General features: G+C 53.6%; 23 protein-coding genes and 1 tRNA gene. 14 read left to right on the top strand and 10 right to left on the bottom strand.

The annotated features are described in order from the left end of the window. Positions 1-35: 35 nt before the first annotated feature. Positions 36-3215 carry a reductive dehalogenase gene (locus tag N9C89_RS10440; RefSeq protein WP_263953823.1) on the bottom strand — a complete coding sequence of 1060 codons (3180 nt, stop codon included), beginning with the start codon at positions 3213-3215 and terminating at the stop codon, positions 36-38. 16 nt (positions 3216-3231) lie between these two features. Next, the gene (locus N9C89_RS10435; RefSeq protein ID WP_263953822.1) at positions 3232-3699 is read right to left on the bottom strand and encodes a MarR family winged helix-turn-helix transcriptional regulator; all 468 of its coding nucleotides are present in this window, start codon (positions 3697-3699) and stop codon (positions 3232-3234) included. Between the two features lie 124 nt (positions 3700-3823). Between N9C89_RS10435 and N9C89_RS10430 the strand changes: the two genes are divergently transcribed. The 6 genes from N9C89_RS10430 (at position 3824) to N9C89_RS10405 (ending at position 8487) form a co-directional block, all read left to right on the top strand. Next, entirely contained in the window at positions 3824-4588 is a 765-nt protein-coding gene (locus tag N9C89_RS10430) for an HAD family hydrolase (protein ID WP_263953821.1), read from the top strand. A gap of 106 nt (positions 4589-4694) precedes the next feature. Next, on the top strand, positions 4695-5300 hold the full coding sequence (locus N9C89_RS10425) for a heme NO-binding domain-containing protein (protein WP_263953820.1): 606 nt from the start codon (positions 4695-4697) through the stop codon (positions 5298-5300). Further along, complete coding sequence (locus N9C89_RS10420; RefSeq protein WP_263953819.1) at positions 5297-6286, top strand: GGDEF domain-containing protein; 990 nt, start codon at positions 5297-5299, stop codon at positions 6284-6286. The genes N9C89_RS10425 and N9C89_RS10420 overlap by 4 nt, the downstream gene beginning before the upstream one ends. A gap of 189 nt (positions 6287-6475) precedes the next feature. Continuing rightward, complete coding sequence (locus N9C89_RS10415) at positions 6476-6742, top strand: bacterioferritin-associated ferredoxin (protein ID WP_263953818.1); 267 nt, start codon at positions 6476-6478, stop codon at positions 6740-6742. After that, positions 6717-7202: a bacterioferritin gene (gene bfr, locus N9C89_RS10410; RefSeq protein WP_263953817.1), complete on the top strand. Its 486-nt coding sequence runs from the start codon at positions 6717-6719 to the stop codon at positions 7200-7202. Before N9C89_RS10415 ends, bfr begins: the two co-directional genes overlap by 26 nt. Before the next feature lie 91 nt (positions 7203-7293). Further along, the gene (locus tag N9C89_RS10405; RefSeq protein ID WP_263953816.1) at positions 7294-8487 is read left to right on the top strand and encodes a WD40/YVTN/BNR-like repeat-containing protein; all 1194 of its coding nucleotides are present in this window, start codon (positions 7294-7296) and stop codon (positions 8485-8487) included. 19 nt (positions 8488-8506) lie between these two features. On the opposite strand, the gene N9C89_RS10400 is transcribed toward N9C89_RS10405, so the two are convergent. The 4 genes from N9C89_RS10400 to N9C89_RS10385 are packed head-to-tail and all read right to left on the bottom strand — an operon-like array spanning position 8507 to position 12261. After that, on the bottom strand, positions 8507-9427 hold the full coding sequence (locus tag N9C89_RS10400) for an amidohydrolase family protein (RefSeq protein WP_263953815.1): 921 nt from the start codon (positions 9425-9427) through the stop codon (positions 8507-8509). Continuing rightward, complete coding sequence (locus N9C89_RS10395; RefSeq protein ID WP_263953814.1) at positions 9427-10167, bottom strand: SDR family NAD(P)-dependent oxidoreductase; 741 nt, start codon at positions 10165-10167, stop codon at positions 9427-9429. Before N9C89_RS10395 ends, N9C89_RS10400 begins: the two co-directional genes overlap by 1 nt. After that, complete coding sequence (locus N9C89_RS10390) at positions 10164-11219, bottom strand: Gfo/Idh/MocA family protein (RefSeq protein ID WP_263953813.1); 1056 nt, start codon at positions 11217-11219, stop codon at positions 10164-10166. The genes N9C89_RS10395 and N9C89_RS10390 overlap by 4 nt, the downstream gene beginning before the upstream one ends. Positions 11220-11241: 22 nt before the next feature. Beyond that, on the bottom strand, positions 11242-12261 hold the full coding sequence (locus N9C89_RS10385) for a LacI family DNA-binding transcriptional regulator (RefSeq protein WP_263953812.1): 1020 nt from the start codon (positions 12259-12261) through the stop codon (positions 11242-11244). Positions 12262-12447: 186 nt separating this feature from the next. Here N9C89_RS10385 and N9C89_RS10380 point away from each other — a divergent pair, with 186 nt between their 5' ends. From N9C89_RS10380 to N9C89_RS10345, 8 genes are read left to right on the top strand one after another with little or no spacing between them, the layout of a single operon-like run. Then, positions 12448-13764 carry an extracellular solute-binding protein gene (locus N9C89_RS10380; protein WP_263953811.1) on the top strand — a complete coding sequence of 439 codons (1317 nt, stop codon included), beginning with the start codon at positions 12448-12450 and terminating at the stop codon, positions 13762-13764. Between the two features lie 34 nt (positions 13765-13798). After that, entirely contained in the window at positions 13799-14683 is an 885-nt protein-coding gene (locus tag N9C89_RS10375) for a carbohydrate ABC transporter permease (protein WP_263953810.1), read from the top strand. Then, positions 14680-15537, top strand: a complete 858-nt coding sequence (locus N9C89_RS10370; protein ID WP_263953809.1) for a carbohydrate ABC transporter permease — start codon at positions 14680-14682, stop codon at positions 15535-15537. The genes N9C89_RS10375 and N9C89_RS10370 overlap by 4 nt, the downstream gene beginning before the upstream one ends. Next, complete coding sequence (locus tag N9C89_RS10365; protein WP_263953808.1) at positions 15534-16688, top strand: mandelate racemase/muconate lactonizing enzyme family protein; 1155 nt, start codon at positions 15534-15536, stop codon at positions 16686-16688. The genes N9C89_RS10370 and N9C89_RS10365 overlap by 4 nt, the downstream gene beginning before the upstream one ends. A gap of 4 nt (positions 16689-16692) precedes the next feature. Next, positions 16693-17763, top strand: coding sequence for an ABC transporter ATP-binding protein (locus N9C89_RS10360; protein ID WP_263953807.1), 1071 nt, complete (start codon positions 16693-16695; stop codon positions 17761-17763). Next, a complete protein-coding gene (locus N9C89_RS10355) occupies positions 17760-18923 on the top strand; it encodes an enolase C-terminal domain-like protein (RefSeq protein ID WP_263953805.1) in 1164 nt (387 codons plus the stop codon). Before N9C89_RS10360 ends, N9C89_RS10355 begins: the two co-directional genes overlap by 4 nt. Continuing rightward, positions 18920-19264, top strand: coding sequence for an L-rhamnose mutarotase (locus tag N9C89_RS10350; RefSeq protein WP_263953804.1), 345 nt, complete (start codon positions 18920-18922; stop codon positions 19262-19264). The genes N9C89_RS10355 and N9C89_RS10350 overlap by 4 nt, the downstream gene beginning before the upstream one ends. Then, positions 19252-20151, top strand: a complete 900-nt coding sequence (locus N9C89_RS10345) for a dihydrodipicolinate synthase family protein (RefSeq protein ID WP_263953803.1) — start codon at positions 19252-19254, stop codon at positions 20149-20151. Before N9C89_RS10350 ends, N9C89_RS10345 begins: the two co-directional genes overlap by 13 nt. 188 nt (positions 20152-20339) lie before the next feature. Here N9C89_RS10345 and N9C89_RS10340 read toward each other — a convergent pair. The 4 genes from N9C89_RS10340 to N9C89_RS10325 form a co-directional block, all read right to left on the bottom strand. Beyond that, positions 20340-20414 (bottom strand) — tRNA-Glu (locus tag N9C89_RS10340). Positions 20415-20526: 112 nt separating this feature from the next. Continuing rightward, on the bottom strand, positions 20527-22278 hold the full coding sequence (gene recJ, locus N9C89_RS10335) for a single-stranded-DNA-specific exonuclease RecJ (protein WP_263953802.1): 1752 nt from the start codon (positions 22276-22278) through the stop codon (positions 20527-20529). A 71-nt stretch (positions 22279-22349) separates the two neighbouring features. Further along, complete coding sequence (glpX, locus tag N9C89_RS10330) at positions 22350-23312, bottom strand: class II fructose-bisphosphatase (protein ID WP_263953801.1); 963 nt, start codon at positions 23310-23312, stop codon at positions 22350-22352. Positions 23313-23371: 59 nt separating this feature from the next. After that, the gene (locus N9C89_RS10325) at positions 23372-24658 is read right to left on the bottom strand and encodes a homoserine dehydrogenase (RefSeq protein WP_263953800.1); all 1287 of its coding nucleotides are present in this window, start codon (positions 24656-24658) and stop codon (positions 23372-23374) included. Positions 24659-24671: the final 13 nt, after the last annotated feature.

Raw genomic sequence — 24671 nt, 5'->3', positions numbered from 1 at the left:
TTTATATCAATGGGTTACGGGCAAAAAGCCATAGCTCACATGTCGAGGATAATCTCCACGGACTTGCCTTTGGCGCGGGATTGACAAAGGATCAAAGTGTTCTCTTTTTCAGCTTCGGAGAGCACATAATCACGGTGCTCAACCTCGCCGCTTATGTAGCCGCATTTACAGACCCCACAGAGGCCATCAGAGCATTTCAGGTCGATTTGATACCCGCGTGCGATCAGCGCGTCAGCCGCGCTTTCTTCGGACGAAACGTTAACCTGCGTGCCGTCTAATAGTTTGAGCGTAAACGGATGGTTAACGTAATCTGGCGCATCCGGAACCGCGAAATACTCAAGATGGCGCGCATTTTCAGGGAAACCGTTAACTTTTGCGGCTTCGAGCACAGCGTCCATGTATGCGTCAGGGCCACATGTATAAATGTGCGCCTCTGGTTGGTATTTGAGGAGTTTCCCCAAATCTGCGCGTGTGCCTTCTTCGGAGATATGAATGCTGACGCGATCCTTCCACGGTACTTGGGCGAGATCGTTCAAAAAGCCTGCGTCTTGTCGGTTTGAGCAGCTGTAATGTACTGAAAACTCTTTGTTAAGGGCATGCAATCGATGTGCCATTGCAATCATCGGCGTGATGCCAATCCCGCCACCCATCAGATATGACATGGAAGCATCTTCGACCAATGGAAAGTGATTAATCGGTTTTGAGATAAAGACACGGCGGCCTTCGGTGAAAATCCTATGCATGAGCTTAGAGCCACCTCGCCCTTCATCTTCTCGGAGGACTGCAATCTGGTATTTGGATCGGTCTGCAGGGTCACCGGATAGCGAGTACTGGCGGAAGAACTCTGGGGCGACGACAACGTCGATATGTGCGCCCGCCGTTGCCTCAGGGAGCGGCGCGCCATCGGGTGACGCAAATTCATACTTCGTGACCAGCGGGCTCATCTGCTCGGCTTTAGAGATGACGAGCTGCATCACTGGCGAGTCCTCGTCCGAGGGTGAGTAGATGTGTTCTGCTGGAATTCCTTTGGCGCGACGGGCCTTATGCTCTTGCGCCGATATCATGGCTTTATATGCCTTGATGCCGGCCTCTCTATCCATATGGAAGGGCCAAGCATATGGCGGCGGCGCGAGCGGTGCGGGGTAAACCGCCAGAGTTTGATCTTCGAACTTCAAGTCTAGAGACTTCTGTAGGGGCCGATCGCTCGGAGGTTTCAGAGGTGGGCGGTAAGCGCCGTCATCGCGCATTTCAAGATCCCACCACCATTTCTTGCCCTCTACAACTTCGCCGTTTCCAAGCGCGTCATCAATCTTAGCCAAAGCCTTGGCGCTCGATGGAAAGTTCATCGCGGCCCAGCGGAATGGCGCTTCGGAAAACAGCCCCTCAAGGTTCCAAGGGCAGGTTTTCATGCAGCGCCCACACATGGCTCCGGCTTCGTTGGTAATACGATAGGTGGTGCATTTCTGGCTGTCGCTCTTCCAGATTTCATAGCCGTTGAACATCGCCTTCAGGCCAGCGGTGATTGCGCCAGAGGGGCATTCACGCGCGCATTTATTGCATCGGTCGCAAAATTTCTGGAGGCCGAAATCAATGGGTTTGTCATGCGTCATTGGCATGTTGGTGGTTACGATACCTGATTTAAGACGCGGCCCAAGAAACGGATTGAGAATGACCTCACCAATTCGGCTTACCTCGCCAAGACCAGAGAGCAGTAGAAGCGGTGGGTGCAGCACCTCGTCGTCCATGACCGAATGCACGCGCGCGGTATAACCAAGGTTGCGGATGTGCTGTGCGATCACACCACCAAGAAGTGAGAAACGAAGATAGGCGCGCATACTTTGGGCACAGGCGATCCAATCGTCTCCGGTTGCGCCCTCCATAGTCTCGTGCCCTTGGTCAACGATCATGGAAATCGCGTTTTCGTGGTAAGGACTGATTGGATTTCCGGCGGTGTCATGGCTGTAATACGCATAATCTGGACAAGCAGAGAGCCCGACAGCATCAACGCCTAGGAAATAGAGCGCAGCTTTTATGTTTTGTGCATTATTTTCAGCATTTTGCGCAGTTTCATGTACGCATTCTGCCGCTTCACCATCTTGAAGAAGCAGAAATGCTCCAAGCGATGGCCTGAACGCAAACGCCGACGCAGATTTGCGCACGTAGTTGCCGTTTTTCGCAGCGTCCTGAACTTTTTTACCCATGTCGCCAAACAGCGCGCGCACAAAAAGACTTGCGCGTTTCGGAACGCGTGCGACGTTTTCCGCATCAATATACGTGGTCGGGTCATCTACCCGTTTGAGCGTTTCAAAGGGATGGGGGCCAAGAGCATAATCGCGTTTAGTATAGGGGTCTCGGCGGGATGCGCTTTGTGCGTGGCGGCCAAAGCCGGTCGTGTAGCTGCTTGGCGGCGTCGCGCCTTCGGCTAATGGTTTGTCTGCGTCGAGTTCGAGGGTGGTTGTAACCACTGCAAGGGCGTAGTTCTCGCCGACAAACGGATTGCGGCCCGATGCGTCAATAAGGCCAGAGACACCTGCCAGATGCCGCAAATGGACGTTGCTTGCTGCTTCGCTATGGGCGCGGGCGTCGTATCCGAGGCTGCGGATGTAGCTTGCAAGCGTCACTGCTGTCTCGGCCGCGCGCAAACATGAACGGTGGGTTTCGGCTCCGATAATCCAATCGGTTCCCGACTCGTTGGGGCGTGCAGGGCGTGGAAGATCGTAGAGAAACACAATTGCATGGGTATGGTGCTCGCAACCACTCGGAGGAAGCCGCATCGACTCCTTTAGTCCAGCCATAATGACATCAACACCGGCGGCCATGCTTTTGGGCTGCATCGTCTCGATTTTTTCCGCAAGGCGCGCCACATCAGGGTTCTCGGTTGCTTCGTTAAGCCATGCGGATTTTGGAACTGCACAAGTTGCAACCATGGAAGCATCGCAAAAGTACCCGAAGGATTTTAAATGATCGGCGCGTTCTTTCAGATCGGTCGGAATCTCGGCGATCTCTTTTTTGACCATGCCCTCACGTGTGGCGTCCAGCATGGCCTGATATTCCCGCATAGCGCGAATAATCGAAAGGTTGTCGTCGGTCTCAAATCGCAAACCCATCTGTGGAGAAAGGGCCTTCTCGTCAAACGTTTCGGCGCGCGAAAGTTTTTCAAGCGGAAATCCACCGAGCGAAAACGGCCGTTTAGCGTAGGAGAATAGTTTGCCCATGGTCGTTCCCTAAGCGTCAGATGTGCGATAGCTCGCTGCCTTCATCCTGCTGAAGGCAGAGGAGAAGAGCGCGAAATTCTTCAAGTTGAGGTTCAGATAGCTTGGCTTCGAACTTATCAGCGTTCGCGCGAGCGGCTTCAGTTCCGATACGGAGTAGGTCTTTGCCTTTAGCCGTTATGGTAATCAATTTCGAGCGACCGTCGCCGCCGTTTGATTTCGGCTCCTTTTCCCTTGAAATAAGGCCTGCCACCTCCATCCCTTTGAGCGCGCGCGAGGTTGCCGTTCTATCAATCCCGATAAACTCCGCGATATCTGAGGGGTGGCGTAAGCCCTCGTTCTCAACGGCGAGCAAAGTACACCAAGAAAGCCGCGTCAGTCCGATCCGGCGCAATTCGGATTCGAAACCACGCTCAAGAAGGCGCGCGGTTCGGCTAACCTGATACCCGAGGGAATTGTGGAGAGAGTAGGGGACTGTTTGCGTCATTAGTTGACATTGTCAATTAAATTGCACGGTGTCAAATTTAAAGTTTCTGCATGTCACGGTTGAAACTGTTACAAAAAGGCTTGAAACTACTGCGCGATCTCATCGGAGTTCTCTGGGAGGAGATATGGCCGAAATTTTGGGTGTCCTTTTTGACAAGGACGGCACGCTTTTTGACTTCAAGGCGACGTGGCAGCGCTGGACGCTTGGGTTTCTGACGGACCTTTCCGGCGGCGACGCAGCCAAGAGGCGAGCTTTGGCAAAAGCGGTCGGCTTTAACGCGGATACATGTAAATTCGAGCGCGACTCGCTTGTTGTGGCAGGGACGCCAGCTGATATCGCGGAGGCGTTGTTGCCCCATTTGCCAGGACAAGGGCGAGAAGGGTTTATTAGCTATGCCAACCAAGCCGCCGCCCGAGCAACTATGATCGAAGCTTGCCCCTTACGCCCACTTCTGCGGGGACTTTCTGCGCGTGGATTGGCTCTTGGTGTTGCTACAAACGATGCCGAAGCCCCTGCACGTGCACATCTTCGATCAACCGGTATAGAAGATGTTTTTGACTTTATTGCTGGCTTTGACTCGGGATTTGGTGCGAAGCCAGCTCCAGGAATGTGCAAGGCATTTGCCTCTCGTACGTCGCTAAAATCAGACCAAATCGTGATGGTCGGAGATTCTCGCCACGACTTGTTGGCCGGACGCTCTGCGGGAATGAAAACAGTTGCGGTTCTAACAGGCATGGCCAAAGCGTCGGAGCTGGAGCAATTCGCAGATGCAGTGCTGCCGCATGTTGGCCACCTACCAGCGTGGATTGAAGCTCAAATGCCGGTCGACTTACCATTGAAGTCTGCACATAAATCGAGCGGTTCCGAAGTACGTCAGGCACCTGTCTAAAGAAGAGCGCGAGCTCAATATCTCCTCAATTTTAGTCACTCTGAAAAACTTCGGCAATTATTAATGCTTTTTCCCTAGCCATGAATGGGCAGCTAAGGGGTAAGCCATGCACGGATTGTTTAACCGGTCCATACAATGCTTCGTGTACGATATTTACGGCGTTCAGGTTTGGGAGCGCGTGATCCAGCGTGCCGGGTTGAAGGTCTCTAATTTCGAGACCATGCTTCTTTATCCCGACGAAACTGTATTTTCACTACTGGGAGCGCTTTCAAAATCCACGGGGCGGCCAGTGGACGATCTTTGCGAAGATTTGGGGACATATCTCGTTTCTCATCCAAGCGTGGCTGCACTGCGCCGCCTTCTGCGTTTTGGCGGGGAGACATTCACGGAGTTCTTGCATTCGCTGGATGATCTACATGGTCGCGCGAAGCTCGCGGTTGAAACGCTGGAACTTCCGCAGTTGGAGTTAGACGAGCTGAATGCCCGGGAGTTTCGGCTGGGGTGCTACCATCCCGATGAACGGTTTTCACGAGGGTGTTCATTCGTTCTGGTTGGAATGCTCCGAGCGATGGCAGACGATTACGGAGCTTTGGTGCTTCTTGATTACGCGGGCATAAGCGGACGCTTCCATTGTATTTCAATTAAGCTTTTGGATGTCGAATTTGCCGAAGGGCGGGCATTTAAGCTGTCTGAGAAAATTGGGCAGGCATGATGGGTAAAATTGAATTGGCATTCGAGCAATGCAACACCTTGATGCCATTGTTCGTTTATGTTTCTGAGAGCGGTCTCATTCAAAGCGCCGGGGATACATTTCTTAAATTGTTCCCGCACGAGGTCATCGGGGCCAAATTCTTTGAAGTACTCGAGGTGTCGAGGCCGAAATCCGTGTGTTGCACCCAAAACTTACGCGAGCTTGTCGGGTTGAAGCTGCACTTTCGTTGCCGGAAAGATAGCTCGACGCAGTTCACCGGTTTGGTCGTTCCGGCGGCCGATGGAATGGGTATGCTTGTGAACTTATCGTTCGGCATTTCTGTCATGGATGCAGTACGGAATTATGATCTCACGAGCGGCGATTTTTCCCCAACCGATCTCGCTATCGAAATGCTTTACCTTGTCGAGGCCAAGGGATTGGCGATGGCGGAAGTTTTTGCGTTGAACGAGAGACTACAGAGCGAGAAAGAGGCGGCGGAAGAGCAGGCCGCAACTGACGGTTTAACTGGGCTAAATAACCGGCGATCGTTGGAGTTGCATCTGTCTTACTTAATTGAAAACAGAGTGCCTTTTGCGCTTGCTAATATGGATCTGGACTACTTCAAAAAGGTGAATGATAGCTTTGGTCACGCTGCCGGCGACCACGTTTTAATCCGCGTTGCTGACATCCTGAGGGAAGAAACTCGTGCGGATGACATTTTGGCGCGGGTCGGGGGAGACGAGTTCATTCTATTGTTCAAAGGGTTGGTCAACCGAGACCGCTTGAGTGAACTTGCCGCGCGATTGATCCGCAGAATTCAGGAGCCAATTGTATTTGAGGGGAATAGTTGCAACATCTCATGCAGTCTTGGATCGACCCTGACAGACCTTTATCGCGCTCCGACTATTCGCGAGATGCTAAGAGATGCTGATGCTGCTCTCTACGCATCAAAAGCTAAAGGAAGAGCATGCCATACTCTCTTTAGTGCGGAAGCTGACAGAGTCTAAATTTCATTAAATGATCATTTCGGAAGCTTGAGAGCTATGCGCTATTAGAGCCTTTGGCGAACATTTGCTCTGAAATCACTTGAGCCGAGCTGTGATTGACATTTCTGACAAAAGAAGTCAGGAATGCGCGCGCTGCGGCTTCGTTTCCGACCGCAGAACTGAAATTTAGGTTCGAGGCGAGAGTTTGCGATGATTGTTTGCCAATGTATGAAAATCACAGACCACGATATTCATTCGGCCATTGATTGGATGCGGGCTGCAGATTCCAAGGCAATCATTAGCCCCGGAAAAATCTATCGGGCGTTGGGGAAAACTGCTGATTGCGGAGGTTGCATGCCTCTTTTCCTAGACACGATGCGCAGCAATGCTAACCTCGAAGTACCATTTGAACTGAGCAATTTGCGGACAACTCTTATTTCGGAGGAACGTTATGAAAGAAAATCAGAAGGTTATTGAATATCTCAACAAATCACTGCGTCACGAATTAACTGCGGTGAGTCAGTATTGGCTGCACTATCGGCTTCAGGAAGACTGGGGTTTGGCGCATATGGCAAAGAAGAGCCGTGAAGAATCCATTGAAGAAATGGAACATGCTGACAAATTGATCGAGCGCATCATCTTCCTCGGCGGCCATCCAAACTTGCAAAAGCTTGACCCACTGAAAATCGGTGAAACCCCGCGCGAAACGCTGGAATGTGACCTCGCCGCCGAGGTGAGCGCTCGTGATCTGTACAAAGAAGCGCGTATTTGCTGTCAGGAAGAGGGCGATTTCGTTTCCATGAAACTTTTCGAAGAGCTTCTTGCAGATGAAGAAGGACATATTGATTTTCTCGAAACTCAACTCGATTTGCACGATCGTATGGGAGCCGAAAAATATGCCCAGTTGAATGCAGCCAAGATGGATGAAGCTGAATAGAAAAGCCCTAGTCATGTAAGCGCTCAGCCATCTTTTGGCGATCGAACGCGATCAGCGCGCGGCAAAATGTTAAAATTGAGCGCTGCGTGCTATGCTAGTTAAGCATAGCGAGGTGGATGTGATGATCGTAACGGGTACGAATGTATTGCTTGGCACGACAAAAGGCGTGTTTTTGCTCACTGGTGGTGAAGATCGAAAAGATTGGAAGGTCAGCGGTCCTTTTTGCGATGGCTGGCCAATCAACCACGTGATTGGTGATGCAAATACCGGTACGCTCTGGGCCGGCGGTGGCGGAGAATGGAATGGGGCCGGTGTTTGGCGGTCCGATGATGGCGGAGCGAATTGGAGCGTAACACGTCTGTCAAAAGGGCTGATCGATCAATGGGCCGCAGAGGATGAGGGCTTTGCAGAAATGATCGGTTGGACCGATACGCCGCTTCCATTCACGGACGAGATTTCACAGATTTGGTCGCTCAATTATGAGCACGGGCGACTTTTGGCGGGAACCAAGCCCGCAGCCCTGCTTGAAAGTGCCGACAATGGTGAAACGTGGACCAAAGTTGAAGCGCTAACCAATCATCCGTCTTCCGAGAGCTGGAACCCGGGCGCCGCTGGCCTTGTATTGCACACGATTGTGCCAGACCCTGACAACTCTAAGAAAGCCTGGGTCGGCATCTCGGCGGCTGGTGTGTTTGCAACAGAAGACGGCGGCAAAACTTGGGATCGCCGAAATCGCTTATCAAATGCTGAAGGCTGCGACGGTCATGATCATCCGGCAGCGCCGCAAAACGGCGAAACGGGCCATTGCGTGCATAATATGGTGCGTGCCAGCGGCAAAGATGATCTTCTTTATCAGCAGAATCATCACGGAGTCTGGCGCTCGTCTGATGGTGGGCGCAGTTGGGACAATATTACTGAAGGTTTGCCCTCGACCTTTGGATTTCCAATTGCTGTACATCCAGCGGACTCAAAAACAATCTGGGTGATGCCTTTGAATGGTGACAGTCAAGGACGTTTTCCGCCGGATGCTGCGGCTGCGATATGGCGATCTCGCGATGGTGGAGATAGTTGGCAGGATATGCGAGACGGGCTACCGCAAGACGCCTGTTATTTCACTGTGCTACGGCAGGCAATGGCAACGGATACGCGCTCCTCTGTGGGAGTTTATTTCGGAACAAATTCAGGTTCGGTCTTCGCGAGCTTTGACGAAGGCGAAACATGGCAGGAGATCGCGCGACATTTGCCGACAATCCTTTCAGTCGAAACACTGGATCGCGCTGAATAGTGGCTTTAAGTTCTGCCGACTAAAGTCGATAAACCTTTCGCGCAGTGCCAGAGAAAATCTGCTCGATCTCGGCTTGGCGCCTATTCCTAAGGATTTCAGCTAGTTGGGTGAACTGTTTCTCCAGCGAACAGTTCACGGCCTCCACAGGGAGGTTTGAACCATACATGACGCGATCGGCGCCAATGGTTGAGACGAGATGATCGACAAAAGGCGTTAGGACTTCAGGCGACCAATCGAGTGCAACAGTCCAAAGCCCCGAGAGCTTGAAGTAGACGTTTGAAATGTCTCGCAGTTTAGTGATACCCGCGCGCCAAGTTGCTGCGTTGTCTGGTTGCTCTGGCTCGAGAGTTCCGAAATGGTTTACGACAATCTTTAAATCTGGGTGCGCTTGCGCGAGATTGATGAGTTCGGAAAACTGTTCCGGCACAATTACGATCTCTAAGCAGAGGTTGCGGTCTTCAAGGGTGGTGAGAGTTTCACGAAACTCGGGTGCGCCCATTACGCCGGGGCGTATGGCATTCCGCCAGCGTCCCGCTTCGTCCCAAGTGACGGAAGCGCGAATGCCGCGGAATGCGGGGTAGGCAGCATGTCTGCCAATCTGGTTCTGAGCTGTTGCATCGAGTAGATCGACTTCCGCAACGATTGCCGTTGGCCAGCCCGTTGTGTCAGACAGATGTTGAAGCCATGCGGTTTCATCAACCGGATCGTCGGCACCACAATTCGCCTGAACATGAACGCTCGCGGAAAGCGGCAAGTCACCAAATTCCGCGAGGTAGGTTTCAGGGAGATAGTCACGCCGCAAGGTTTCTTTGCTTCCAAAGCGGCCTTTGCCTGAATTTGGGGCAAGCCACTTATATGGGAACCGGTCCAGCTCCCAGAAGTGGTGATGCGCATCGACAAGCTCGATACCATCAAGGAAGCTTGTACCTTGGTAGGGCATTAGTAGGTTGCCCGACCGCCGGAGAGATCAAAGACCGAAGCCGTGGTGAAGCTGTTTTCCGGCGAGCAGAGCCAAGCAATCATTGCTGCGGCTTCGTTCAGTTCAAGAAAGCGCCCACGCGGAATTTTAGAAAGCATATAGTCGATGTGTTCTTGCTTCATTTGATCGAAAATCCGAGTGCGTGCTGCGGCTGGCGTGACGCAGTTCACCGCAATGTCTATGTCGGCCAGTTCTTTGCCAAGTGATTTGGTAAGCCCGATAACGCCCGCTTTGGATGCGGAATAGGCGCTTGCGTTCGGGTTGCCCTCTTTGCCAGCGACGGAGGCGATGTTGACAATGCGGCCGTAAGATTGCGCCTTCATCGTTGGCACAACAGCGCGGTTAACATGGAAAGTTCCAAGGAGGTTGATTTCTGTGATCGCACGGAACTCCTCTACGGGGTATTCCGCCAACGGGCCATTAGAGCCGGCAACTCCAGCGGAGTTTACGAGAATGTCTGCGCGGCCCGTTTTCTCAAGCGTTTTGGCCATGGCGGCTTCGACGCTCTCCCAAGAGGACACATCGACCTCGCAAGCAAAGGCCCCTCCGCCAATTTTAGCTGCGGCCTCTTCCGCGAGGGCAGCATCGCGGTCCCAGATCGCCACCTGAGCGCCACCTTCGGCAAGTCGGCCTGCTGCAGCAAATCCGATACCTTGGGCGCCGCCCGTCACGATGGCGGTTTGATTGGCAAACTGTGTCATGTCTCTGATACCTTATGTGTTTGATTTATCTTGAATTCTGCGCCATTGGATTGTCCGGAATGAATTATGGCGTGCAGTGTTTCTACGGCTCGGGCGCCAACATCGCCGGGGCTTTCATTCTTGCCGTTACCAAGGGCTATATCGACCAGCCGATCAGCGGGTCCTTCGCAACTGTATGCCCATGCTCCATCAGGAACTTCGGCAACTTTGGTTTCACCGTCTGGAAGTTTCAGCACGAGCCGCTGGGTTTCGATGTCCAACAACACCGAACCGGTGCTGCCATAGATCCTAATATCGACCTCAAATCCGTGTCCGTGTGGGACGCCACAGCTTCCTGAAAAGACGCCCGTGGCGCCGTTATCAAAGCGAACTGCTGCAGCATCGTGTAAGTCAATCGTCGAAGGCGCATCAAATAGCATCGAACGAACCGAAGAGCAGCGCAGATCAGTAAGCCAGTATAATATCCCGAGCGCGTGCGAGAGCTGGCCGTAGGCATAGCCGCCGCCCTGATCCGGTGATTCCCATGTGCTGCGATCGGGTTGAATTGCGATGTGCCGCCACTTGGCCAATTCGCCGCCTGCGAATATTGAGCGTGTGAACGAGGCCATATGACAAACCACATGTTCGATCGCGCCGATTTGCGCAATCATATCGCGCATCTCGTCAAGGCCGGGCTTATAGTTCCAGCCATATGCAACCAGCAGTTCCCGATTTGCTTTTCGCGCTGTTTCAACAAGCTCCCAAGCGTGTTCTGGCTCAAGGCACATCGGTTTCTCCACCAGAACATGACAGCCTTTTTCAAGGAATGCTTTTGCTTGCTCAAAATGAAGGTTGTGCGGAGAGGAGATGACGGCGATGGCGATGTCCCGATCAAGAATCTCGCGCCAGTCTTCGGTCGCGAAATTGAAGCCGAACTCATCCTTGATGAGGTTAAGCTCTTTTTGACCAAGCCTGCAGACGCTGTCGAGCTCGACCTCATTGCGTTTTGCTAGGACGGGGATATGCATACGGTATGCGAAATGCCCCGCACCGATGATCGCTGCTTTTACCATGCTGCGCCGTTCTCCTTTTGGCTCATGTGCTTTGCCTGATTTGAAGGCGATAGCCGATGTCGTGAATTGCCGGTTCGGTTACTTCGCCATCAAGGCGGTCGATAACCAATTGAGCGGATTGAAGACCGATTGCGCGGCCACGAATTTGAACTGTCGTTAATGGAACCGGCAGGAGTGAGGACATGCTAAGATCGCCAAACCCTGCAATCGCGACCTCGTCAGGCACGGAAACGCCGTTTGATTGGCACCAAAGCATCGCGCCCTGTGCGGGAAGTTCTGCGAGGAAAAAGAGCGCATCAGGACGCTTTTTACGCGCCATCAAGTTCTTCATGAGATTGACGCCGGCATCGATGGTCGCTGGGTTTTCAAATTCGATAACCGTTGATTCATCAACAGACCGTCCAGCGGCGCGAAGCGTATCCATGACGCCACGCGTTCGGTCAGCGGCCTGATCGTTGTGTTCGGAGTGGCCGCCGACCATGACAATATCCTCGTACCCTCGATCTATCAGGTAGCGAGTCATGTCGACCGCAGCGGCATAGTTGTCAAAACCAACCACACTATCTGTGACTTGCTTGTTGAGGTTCCAAGCTTCGACGACAGGGCCAGAAAAGTTGGCCAAGAGCTTTCGGGTCGCATCTGTATGAGAGAAGCCCGTTACAATGATCGCATCAGCTTGGCGCGCGATGAAAGTTCGGACGGCTTCTTCTTCTTTCTTCGGGGACCAGTCGCTGACCGCCAAAAGCATCTGCTGTTTGCGAGGCTCCAAAATATGGCTGATACCTTGTGCAAAGTCTGCAAATAGCGAGCTTGCAAGAATCGGGACAACAACGCCGATCATATCAGAGCGCTGTGAGACCAAAGATCGCGCGGTAAGATTCGGGATGTATCCGATCTCTTCGATAGTCTTCTGGACTTTCTCGCGAGTTTTTTCGTGAACTGTCTCTGGCTGACGAAGTGCGCGCGAGACTGTGATAAGCGAAAGCCCAGCCGCTTTTGACACATCCTTGAGCGTCACTTTTTTGTTTTTGTTTTCCGCCATTAGAGAGCCTTTCGGTGTTTCTTGTTTGCTTAGGCGTACATTGGGAGCAGTGTTCACGCTTCGCAAGAGGCTTAGAAAATTTCCATTGACATACGAGTATCATTGCCAATAACGTCCGTCAATAAGCAATGATATACGAACATCATTGTGTTGGAGAAGCGCAGATTGCGTCAAAGGGAGGAATATATGAAGAACTCAATTAGTCGTCGCTCATTCCTGGGAACAACTACGGCTGCTGGCGCAGTCTCGATGTTGCCATTGAATCACGCGCGTGCAGCGTCCGGCGAGATTTCGGTGTGGAAATTCGGCGGGACACCTCAGGAAGTAGAGCAGTGGGCTCTGCGTAATGATGCATTTACGTCAGCGAACCCAGATGTCGGTTTGAACTACTCCTATTTCAACGGACAGATTCGCCGCCAGAAAATCCTCGCGGGCTTCCAAACGAACCGCCTTGCGGATGTGATCATCGCATTTGGTCAGGATATTCCAGAGTTTGCTGGCTTTGGCATGCTTCAGCCGCTGGATGATATTGCGGGTGACAAGATCGCCGAATGGAAAGAGCGTATCGTTCCGGAGGTATTCGAGTCAGGTATGCATGATGGTAAGCTTTATGCGCTTCCAACATATGTAGACATGGCGAGCTTCCTTGCGATCAACCTCGATGCGATGGAAGAAGCAGGCTTTGATCGTCCACCTGAAACATGGAGCGAATTGCGCGAATATGCCAAAGCGATGACCAAACCAGACCGTCCTGGATTGGCGTTCCCTGCAACTACAGCTCCGGTTGATATCAACATCTTTGAAGGTCTCGCCTATGCAAACGGTGGTCGGATCTTTGATGAGGAGAGCGGAAAAGTCACTCTGAATGATCCTGGTGTGGTCGACGCGCTTCAGTTCTATGTGGATGTAATTGCTGATGGTTCTACCCCAGCGTCCACGTCACTCACCGAAACCTTCTTCCGCGATACGGCGCAGCTGTTTGGGCAGGGGCGTTCGGCGATGTGGATTGGTCTGTCTTGGCTCAATACACCTTGGGGCGTGAATGATGATGTGCGTTGGACAGGCGTTCCGATGCCGCGCCCAGATACGCCAACTGGCAGCTTTGAGCCGGTCAACGCAATTATGGACGGCACCGCAATGCTCATGGTTTCAGCGCGTTCGGAGAATCCGGAAGCCGCGGTCGAGTATCTCGATTTCTGGTCACAGGACGATCAGCTTGAAATCTGGGGCGGTCAGCCTGAAATCGCGCGTATCCCAGCTGGCAAAGCGGCTTGGGACAATGCCGAGCTTAAAGAGGCATGGCCGAATTGGGTTAAGTCGTATGAAGAGGGTTCGCTCTTTGCGGGCGCTGCACCGATGCCACGCTTTATCGGGGTTTCTGCGATTGAATCCGCTCTTGGTACTGCGATCCAGCAGGCTGTTCTGGGACAGAAAACACCTCAGGAAGCGCTGGACGAAGCAACAACCGCTGCTCAGGCACAGATTGATCTGATCCGCGGCTAATTAAGTAAACACACGAAAAAAGGAGGGCCCGACGATGCTGAAAAGCGATCGTTTTCTGGCGTATGCTCTAATTTTGCCCGTAGTGGCCGCTGTCTTGGCATTTGTCGTCGGGCCCACCTACAATGTTGCAACTCTTAGCCTCACACAGGTTGTGATGGGGCAGGAACGCGGCTTTGGCACGTTGAATAACTTCCGTGCCCTTTGGGCCGATCCGGTCTTCGGGTTGGTACTCAAAAATACCGCGATTTGGATCCTTGGCGGCACGCTACTTTGCGTAAGTGTCGGTCTAGGGGTCGGCGCATATCTCGCGATTGACTCTAAAGTTACCGGATGGCTGCGCGCGCTGATCCTTTTGCCTTGGGTGCTGCCTGATGTGGTCACCGCAATGGCTTGGAAATGGATGCTTCACGGTCAAGTCGGAATCATTGGTCAAACCCTTGAATCGACAGGGCTTACCGAAGGAACCATCTCCTTCATGGGCGATCCGAAGCTAGTGATGTGGATGCTCGTGGTGGTGCTTGTTTGGCGTAAGATGCCGCTCGTTGCACTCATTCTGTGCGCTGCGATCCGCGCTGTCCCTGACGATCAGGTTGAAGCTGCGCGAATGGATGGCGCGAATGCCGTAGAGCGCTTCCGCTTTGTGACGTTGCCGAATATCGCATTCTCGCTAACTGCTGTGACCGTCATTTCGATGATCTGGATCACCGCTGAATTCGCGCTGCCGTGGATCATGACGGGCGGTGGCCCTGCAAACGCCAGCCAAATCATGGCGACATACATCTATCAGCAGAGCTTCGAGTTCTTCAATTGGGGCGTTGCTTCCGCCATGTCCGTGATCAATCTCGTGATGCTGGTGTCGATCGTCGCTCTCTATCTCTACGTTAACCGCCGCTCCTGGGCTTCGGAGGCATCGAAATGAACGAACAACCGCGTACACTTAATTGGATCATGCTTGGTCTTATTGGCCTCGTTATCTCGATCTACGTCTTGTTTCCGGTGTTCTGGCTTTTCCTGGCCTCCTTCAAGACACAGCCTGAACTGGCGCAACTGCCAATCTCCTTCTGGCCCGAAGCGCCGACACTGGAAGCTTATAAGGCACTGTTCTCGCCGACCCACCAAAAGGGCCAGCTCCTTGATTGGCCACAGCTTATCGGCAATAGCTTCTTCATTGCTGTCAGCTCGACAATCATCGTTCTGATCTTTGGAACGCTCGCCGGTTATGCCTTCGCTCGACTAAACTTTCCGGGCCGCGATCTCATACTCGGTGGGCTACTCATCAGCCGAATGTTCCAAGGCGCAGCACTCTTGCTTCCCACATATCGCCTCATGAGCATGCTGGGTCTTCAGGATAGTTTGATCGGATTGGTGCTTCTTTACTCTGCTTTCGGGTTGCCGTTTGCGACATGGATCATCGCGTCTAGCCTCCGCGAGATTCCGCGCGAACTTGAAGAAAGCGCGATGATGGATGGTGCGAGCCGCTTGCAAAGCATGGTCATGGTGGTTCTTCCACTGGCTACGCCTGCGCTGATTACTGCTGCGATGTGGCACTTCGTTGGCGCGTGGTCTGAATTTGCCTTTGCTTCGATCCTGCTTGAATCAAATGAGCACAAGACCGTAACAATCGGGCTTGCCAGCTTTGTCGAACTCTTCACGCTGGAATTCCAGTACGTTGGTGCCGCCGCGACGATTGTGGCCTTGCCGATCATGCTGATTTTCCTCTTCGGACAGCGTTACTTCACACGCGGCCTTCTTGCCGGGGCTGTGAAAGGATGAAGATCACCTCGATCATGGCACGGGCGGTGGATTGTGGCTTCAATAACCAGAAGCTCCAAACCTCCCGCGTTGCCTCTCCTATGTCCAAGTTTGCGCGGTTTGCCGAGCAACGCGCAAGCTGGATGTGGCCAACAAAAAAGGTGTTCGTTCGCGTTGAGGACGAGAGCGGCACCGTTGGTTGGGGGTGCACGAACGGCGGGGAGGTTGTTGAGCTTATCATTAACAGCCATCTGGCGCGGTTGCTGGAAGGGGAGGTCTGCGAAGATATTGCCACTCTGAATGCACAAATGTCAGCGGCGCTCCTGCCAAATGACCGATCTGGCTTTGCCATGATGGCCGTTGCCGGAGTTGATATCGCGCTTTGGGATTTACAGGCGAAATTGTCAGCAGGAACGCTGCTGGAGCAGCTTGGCGGTTCTAAAGTCGAACGGCTTCCTGTTTACATGACGACCTCACGGCCCGAGGCTTTCGACGGAATTGCTACTGCTGGCCTAAAAGCTGCGGCGCCTTACGGTCCGGAATCCGGACGCGAGGGGCTAGAGGCCAATGTTGCCTTGATGAAGCGTTTTGCAGAAGCGGCTGGCCCTGATGTGCCGATCATGATTGACGCGTTCCTTGCGTGGGATGCCGATTACACGCTCCGTTTCGCAGAGGCGATGAAGGACATTCCAATTGCGTGGATCGAAGACCCGATTCATCCGCAGGATGTTGAGGGCTTGCAGAAAATTCGCGATGGGCTGGATCCAGAAATCTCGCTGGCTCTTGGAAACTTCGCGTTTTCCAAAGCCGATTGCGCGGATTTGTTGCGGACCGGCGTTGTCGGAATATTGCAGCCCGATGTTGCTTGGGCTGGTGGGATTACCGAGACACTTGAGATCCTTGATCTGGCCAATGAGGCAAAGGTTCCGGTGATCTTGCACAACACATGCGAACAGCCTTGGGCACTTGCGCTTGCGGCCACACGTCAGGGCGGCGCGCTTGTTGAATGTGTGGATCGTGGCGAAGAGTCCCTTCTTTACGAACTTATGGGCCCGCGCCCGAAAATTACGGATGGGCATGTGCCTATCCCCCGCAATCCGGCTGGCAATCGCCCGCCAAACTATGCACTGGAAGCCTTTGACGGCGCCGCAATTGACACCAAGAGAGGGTAAACCAATGGGATCTGTCACACTCAGAAATATTCGGAAATCGTATGGCGCGGTCGAAGTGCTGCACGGAATTGATCTCGACATTAAGGATGGTGAGTTCACCGTTCTGGTTGGCCCGTCGGGGTGCGGTAAGTCTACGCTCCTTCGCTCCATCGCAGGATTGGAAACCATCAGCGACGGTGAGATCTCGGTTGATGATACGGTAATTAACACCCTCGTGCCCAAAGAGCGCGACATCGCCATGGTGTTCCAGAACTATGCGCTATACCCGCATATGACGGTTGCCAAGAACATGGGCTTTTCGTTGCGTCTGGCCAAGGAGTCTCAGGAAGAGATCGACAAAAAGGTTAAGGCCGCAGCAGAAATTCTTGATTTGAACGCTCTGCTAGATCGTTACCCGCGCCAGCTTTCCGGTGGTCAGCGACAGCGTGTTGCGATGGGTCGAGCGATCGTACGTGACCCGAAAGTGTTTCTCTTTGATGAACCGCTTTCGAACCTTGATGCAAAGCTGCGTGTGCAAATGCGCTCGGAAATCAAAGAGCTGCACCAGCGCCTCAAGACCACCACGATCTATGTAACACACGACCAGATCGAGGCCATGACAATGGCTGACAAAATCGTTGTAATGCGGGGCGGACATGTAGAGCAAATCGGCTCGCCAATCGAGCTCTATGACAATCCTGCCAGCGTGTTTGTGGCTGGGTTTATCGGTTCGCCCGCTATGAACTTTATTGATGCTGTTGGTGATGGGAAAGCACTCAAGACAACCACACAAGAATTGCTCGGAACACCGAATGCCACGGTTGCTTCTGGTCAAAAGGTCATCGCCGGATTCCGTCCGGAGGACATTCGTCTTGCCGAGAAGGGTATCGCTGCGAAGGTCGCCTTGATCGAGCCGACAGGCGCAGAGACCCAACTCACGCTTCGGACAGAAAATGAAGCCATCATCATGACCACACGCGACCGCATAACGCATTCGGTCGGGGATCAAGTGTTCTTCGAAGTGATCGAAGGCAAGCTGCACTGTTTTGACTCCGAAACGGAGCGGTCACTCGCTGAAGGTGGTCAAGCCCAATGAAAATCAGCGACGTAAGGGTGATCCGATTCCGCACCCATGCGGATCGGTGGGATATCGGCCATGGACGGCTCAAACCCAACGCCGAGGTAAGTCAGACTGTAACGTGTATTGATACTGATGAAGGGCTGACGGGCTATTTCTTTGGTGGCGGCAAGCACGGCGACCAAGATGGAATGACGCCGGATGAGCAACGTCTCATCGAAGGTCGCGTGCGTGATTTATTGCTTGGCGAAGACCCGTTTGATCGTGAAGCAATTTGGAAATGGATGTGGGTCGCAAATCTGCCGGAAGTTGCCCAAAGCGTGATTGACTGCGCTCTGTGGGATTTAGCAGGGCGGGCAACGGGGCTTCCTGTTTACAAATTGATGGGGGGCGCACGCGACAAGGTGCCCGCCTATGCCTCAACCTATCCAAATATTGGCAAGCCAGAGGTATATGCCGAACACGCGCTTGCCTGCAAAGCCGAAGGGTACAAGGCCTATAAAATTCATCCCCACTATTTTTGGAACCCAGATACTGGAAAGCCGACCAAGGGGCGCCCGTCCAACATCAAAGCCGATATCGAAACTTTGAACCTCGTCCGAGAAGCTGTCGGGCCGGATATGGTTTTGATGTACGACGTTTGGGGCACGTATCACACGCTCGAAGAAACGATCAAGGTCGGGCGCGAACTGGAAAAGAACGACTATTACTGGTTCGAGCATCCAATGCCGGAATATCGAGTTGAAAGCTACGTACGGCTTTGCCGCGAACTTTCAATTCCAATTCTCGCGCCAGAAATTGCGGCGGGCGGCGTATTTACGCGTGCAGAATGGATTTTGCGCGGCGCCTCAGACATGAGCCGCATGGATATTCGTCGCGGTGGCGTAACCGGATGTCGGAAAACCGCGATTGTTTGCGAAGCCTATGGGCAGCGCTGCGAAATTCACATGGCAGGTTGGGGCAATCTGCAGGTCATGGGAGCGACATCCGAAGACACCAGCGAGTGGTATGAGAAGGGGCTTCTTGCACCCGGGGTTAACTATGATGCGCCGCACCCCTATTTGGAGCGGAATTGCGACCCGATGGATGACGAAGGCTATGTGGCGCTGCCGAGTGCGCCTGGCCTTGGTTACGAAATCATATGGGATCACATCAACGACAATACGGTGGCGACATGACGCTTTATCGCCGCAGCTGGAGCATGCAAATCAAAGAAGGGGCAGAGAAGGCCTACGATTCCGCTCATGCCGAAATCTGGCCCGAGATGCGGCGCCAGATGGAGGAAAGTGGCATCATCCGCTACTACCTTTTTCGCACCGGAACCACAATTTTTGCATTTCAGGAGCGGGCCGAGCCGTTTCCAACAGCCGAGCAGCCGCCGTCTGAGTTGATGAACCGCTGGTGGAGCAAAATGGCGCCGCTGATGGAAACTGAAGCCGGCAATCGCCCCAAACACACACCTTTGAGCGAAGTCTTCGCTTTTGAAACCACATCGGAGAGAGCTAAATGTCCGGACTAACTGGCATTGTTCCTATTCTATTAACACCGTTTGACAGCAACTTTGACGTTGATTTTGGTAGCTTACGAATTGAGGTCGATGCGACCCTCAATACCGGGGTTTCCGGCATTGGTATTGCCATCGGTAGCGAGATTTTCAAGCTCACCCCCAAAGAGCGGCGCGAAGTCTTGCGTGCTGTCGTGGATCAGGTTGATGGGCGCGTTCCCGTTGTTATGAACACGTCCGCCCCTGGCACAGCGCCAGCGGTACAACTTGCAGCCGAAGCAGCGGAAGCAGGGGCCTCGCGCCTTATGATCTGGCCACCAGATTTTTTTGCTACGGGGCCAGACTCGGTCATTGAGCATCTTTCGGCAGTGGCAGAAGCAGCCCAGCTGCCGATCATACTTCAGGATGTGCCACAGTCACCGATCTCGCCGGCATTGGCGTTGAAAATCGCAGAAGAAGTGCCGCTCGTGGACACCATCAAAGTTGAAACAAACCCGACGGTTGCGCAGGTTTCGGCGATGGTGGATGTGGTCGGGGATAAGCTTACAGTGCTTGGTGGCGCAGGAGGCGGAACGCTCATCGAAGAGCACAGACGCGGCGCGCGCGGTACCATGCCGTTTGCTAGTCAGGCTGGAGTCTTTATGGCTGTCTGGCGCGCGCTAGAAGCGGGAGATGAGGGCGAAGCTGCAGCCATTTTGGAGGAGTGTATCTTGCCTGTGAGCCGGCTGGGCTTTCAGGGGGCGGATATGTTTTATCACGTACACAAGACGCTTTTGTGTCAGGCTAATGTCTTCCGTAGTCCGCGTGTACGTCCGCCAACCGCAAAGATTGACGACGTCAGCCAAGCCGAGCTTGAACAGTTGCTAAAACGCCTAAACACACAGAAGGTTAGCCAAATTTAGCCTTCTGCGCCAATGGCTTCGTGCCTCTTAACAATCGATAAGAACATGAAATGGCGACTGAAACATGTCGCCATTTTTGGTATGCGCAAATCAGTATGTCGACTTTGGAAAGTGCATTGATCAATCGGCTCATGCGCACGGATGCGTTGAGCGATATCTTGTCTAATCAACAATTTAGAGGGAGGAAATGGCAGCCCGTAGGGGAATCGAACCCCTCTTTCCAGGTTGAAAACCTGGCGTCCTAACCGATAGACGAACGGGCCACTTACTCTGTGAGGCGGTTTCTAGGCAAAGCTTTTGCCCTGCGCAAGAGGCTTTTTAACAGAAATGCAAAAAAAATCGCAGTTCGTGTATTTGTATATGTTTTTCATATATTTAGGCGCTTGATGCGGCGGCGGCATCTTCGAGGCGCAGCTGGATTTTTTGCCGACCACCCCAAGTGTTGATTTCCAAGCGCCCAGCGAGGTGAAAACGCGCGCCATTGTGATTCTCAAGTGCTGAACCAAGCGGTTTGTCGAATGCGCCGAAACATATTGCTTCGATGCGTTGGCCGATGCCGTCACCAAATGTCAGCTTCAGATGGCTCTCACCAACGCGTTTGGTGAAAAAGATCTGCTGGTCTGGAAAGGCAAACCGCGGGGCAGGGGCGCCAGCACCAAAGGGACCTGCCTTTTCGATGTCTTGAACCAGTTCAACGGTGGCACCTGCGCCCATCAAGAGCCCATCTAGCCGTAGGTCAGCCGGTCCGGCGTCACCCGCGCCTTGTTTTGCGAGAAGCTCGGAAAGACGCTCCATCGCTGCTTCGAGTTTGTCTTCAGCAACGGTAAGGCCCGCGGCCATTTTGTGTCCGCCGCCTTTGAGGAGGAGCCCCTCAGTCACGAGCCGATGGATAGATGCACCAAGATCAACGCCAGCAATCGATCGACCAGAGCCTTTGCCTTCACCGTCGTTCAGGCCAATCACGATTGCTGGGCGATTTGTAGCCTCCTTCAGGCGCGACGCCACGATTCCAACAACACCTGCGTGCCACCCTTGACCAGCCGCCCAGACGAGCGGTGCGTCTATGCCTCGGCTTTCGGCCTGTTCAAGCGCCGCTGCGCGAACGGACTCTTCGATTTCGCGGCGTTCGGTGTTTAACTCGTCCAGTTTCTGAGCAAGTGCCTCGGCCTCGGAGGGATCATTCGTTGCAAGAAGCCGTGCGCCAAGGTCCGCTTTGCCGATGCGGCCCCCTGCGTTTACGCGTGGCCCATAGAGAAAGCCAAGGTGATAGGAATTAGGTGCGGAATCCGCTCTGGCGGTATCTGCGAGTGCAACAAGCCCGGGCCTGTTGCGTTGGGCCATAACTTTAAGGCCTTGCTGTACCAAAGCTCGGTTCACTCCGATCAAGGGCGCAACATCCGCCACAGTTGCAAGGGCGACAAGATCGAGCATCGCCATCAAGTCAGGGCCTTTCGCCCCGCCGCTACGCAACTGCCGGTTTGCTTCAACGAGCATGAGAAATACAACCGCAGCCGCACAAAGATGGGCAAGTTCGCCGCTCTCGTCTTGCCGGTTCGGGTTAACAACAGCTACGGCGTCTGGAAGCGTCTCCTCACCGAGGTGGTGATCAAGGATGACCACGTCAGCGCCAACGGCGGCCTTAACCGGACCATGAGACAAGGTTCCGCAGTCAACACAGACGATCAGGTCGTGAGAGGCCGCAAGTTTGGCCATGGCCTCGTCGTTTGGCCCATATCCTTCGTCGATCCTGTCGGGAACATATAGCGTGGCTTCTCGCCCCATCTGTCTGAGCCAGTCGATAAGAAGGGCAGCGGATGTTCCACCATCAACGTCGTAGTCCGCAAAGATTGCGATTTTCTCGTTCGACTGAACCGCTTTGAGGAAGCGGCGCGCCGCTTTCTCCATATCTAGCAATTGATGTGGGTCGGGCAGGAGGTCGCGCAGTGTGGGCTCAAGAAACTGTTTCGCTGTTTCTGGTGTAACGCTGCGCTGCGCTAATATTCGGCACAATGGTGCGGCTAAATCGGTTTGCTGTTCTAGGTGAAGCGCTGCGCGCTCTGTTTCAGCATTTGGTCCGACCCAGCGTCGTCCACTCAGGGAGTTGGAAACATTTAGAAAATCACCCATACCCCGAAACCTATGTGTAAATGCGCCTTGCTGGCAATCTGTTTGACATGAGCAAGGCGCGATTTTGCTATTTATTTAGTTGGGTTGCGGTAAATCATCCGGCGAACAGAACCGGTTTTTGACCGCATGAGGATCGTTTCTGTGGTCAGGTAGCCAACTTCGCGTTTGATGCCAGACACAACAGAGCCATCGGTAACACCGGTCGCCGCGAAAATAACATCCTCTGTCACGAGATCGTCGCGGGTATAGATGCGGTCAAAATCCTCGATGCCGATGCGCGTTGCGCGTGCGCGTTCGTCAGCGTTGCGGAATACAAGACGGCCATAAATCTGTCCGCCCATGCACTTCAGCGCGGCAGCAGCCAAAACGCCTTCGGGTGCGCCACCGGACCCCATATACATGTCGATGCCGGTAATGTCGGCCTCCGCACAGTGGATCACGCCAGCAACGTCGCCATCGGTAATCAGGCGAATAGCAGCGCCAGTTTCGCGAAGTTCGTTCAACATCTCAACGTGGCGCGGACGCTCCAGAACACAAACAGTGATGTCCTTGGATTTGCATCCTTTGGCTTTGGCGAGAGCATAGACGCGTTCGCTTGGGCTCATTTCGAGCGTAACTGTGTCAGGTGCAAAACCTGGGCCGATCGCAAGCTTGTCCATGTAGACATCTGGCGCATGCAGCATTGAGCCACGCGGCCCCATGGCGATAACGGTAAGCGCGTTGGGCATATCTTTCGCGGTAAGCGTCGTGCCTTCGAGCGGGTCGAGAGCGATATCAACCGCAGGGCCATCGCCACTGCCGACTTCCTCGCCGATATACAGCATTGGAGCCTCGTCACGTTCACCTTCACCGATGACAACAACGCCGTTAATGTCGAGCATATTGAGTTGCTCGCGCATGGCATTGACGGCGGCTTGGTCTGCGGCTTTCTCGTCTCCGCGACCGATCAGGTCAGCAGAGGCCAATGCGGCGGCTTCGGATACGCGGGCGAGGCCCAGCGACAACATTCGGTCGTTAAAGTCGGCTTTTGCCATATATTACAGTGCTCTCTATTACTGGGGTCAAAACAGGTTATGGGCCAATATAACCTAGTTTAGACGGCTTCGATGCGAATAGCGACAGGTTCTGCCGCCAATACATTTGTTTCAGCAAACGCCGCAAGCGCCGCTTCGAGCGCATCACGTGTTGTTTTGTGGGTCACGATTAGGACAGGCGCCGCATCTGCCTCATGGCTATACTGGCGCATCCTATCGATCGAAATGCCCGCTTGTCCGAGCGAAGCGGCAATCTTTGCCAGTGCGCCAGGCTTGTCCAAAAGCTGGAAGCGCAGATAATAGGGCGCAGAAGCGCTCGCTTTTGCCGATGTCGCTTGTGCGAGGCCTTTTGCCGGTTTCCCGAAAGTGGGTACGCGAATGCCGCGTGCAATATCGATGATATCCGACATAACAGCGCTTGCAGTTGGGCCTTCGCCCGCACCTGCTCCGCGCAGAACGATTTGGCCGACCTGATCACCTTCGAGAACGACCATATTTGTGCCCCCTTCAAGCTGCCCGAGCGGCGAGCTGTCGGGAACAAGGCAAGGGGACATGCGCTGTTCGAGGCCGCGACCAGTCATTTGCGCGACTCCGAGAAGCTTGATCCGATAGCCCATGTCAGCGGCTTGGTTGATGTCGTCAATGGTGATGCGCTGAATGCCTTCAAGCTCGACACCTTTGAAATCCACCTTGGTTCCAAATGCGATAGCAGAGAGCAATGCAAGCTTGTGTCCGGCGTCAATGCCGCCCACATCAAGATTTGGATCGGCTTCGAGATAGCCAAGCTGGTTTGCTTCCTCGAATACCTCGTCATAAGCAAGGCCGGCGCTTTGCATGCGAGTTAGGATATAGTTGCAGGTGCCGTTCATTACGCCCATCACGCGCGTGATATCATTGCCTGCAAGCCCTTCGGTAAGGGCTTTGACCACAGGAATACCGCCTGCAACAGCAGCTTCAAAGCGGATCACTTGATCGGCGCTTTCTGCTGCTTCTGCGAGCGCTTGCCCGTGCAGCGCAAGCAGTGCTTTGTTTGCTGTTACAACGTCTTTGCCATTTGCGAGTGCCGTTTCTGTGGCTGCTTTGGCAGGGCCGTCGCTTCCGCCCATTAGCTCTACGAACACATCGATATCGTCGCGTTTAGCGAGCGCAACGGGATCGTCTTCCCATGCATAATCAGTAAGGGGGACGCCGCGATCCTTGTCACGCGTTCTCGCGGAAATCGCGGTAATAACAATCGGTCGCCCCGTGCGATCTGCGAGCAGATTTGCTTTCTGGCGAATGATTTTGACCACACCCACGCCGACGGTGCCCAAGCCAGCGATACCAAGACGAAGAGGAGGGAGCATAGAAAGCGTTCCT

It is taken from the genome of Halocynthiibacter sp. SDUM655004, assembly GCF_026015885.1.
In the GTDB taxonomy this organism is placed as follows: domain Bacteria; phylum Pseudomonadota; class Alphaproteobacteria; order Rhodobacterales; family Rhodobacteraceae; genus Falsihalocynthiibacter; species Falsihalocynthiibacter halioticoli.
The sequence above is the reverse complement of the archived record's forward strand: the minus strand, read 5'-3'. Positions and strand labels throughout refer to the sequence as shown.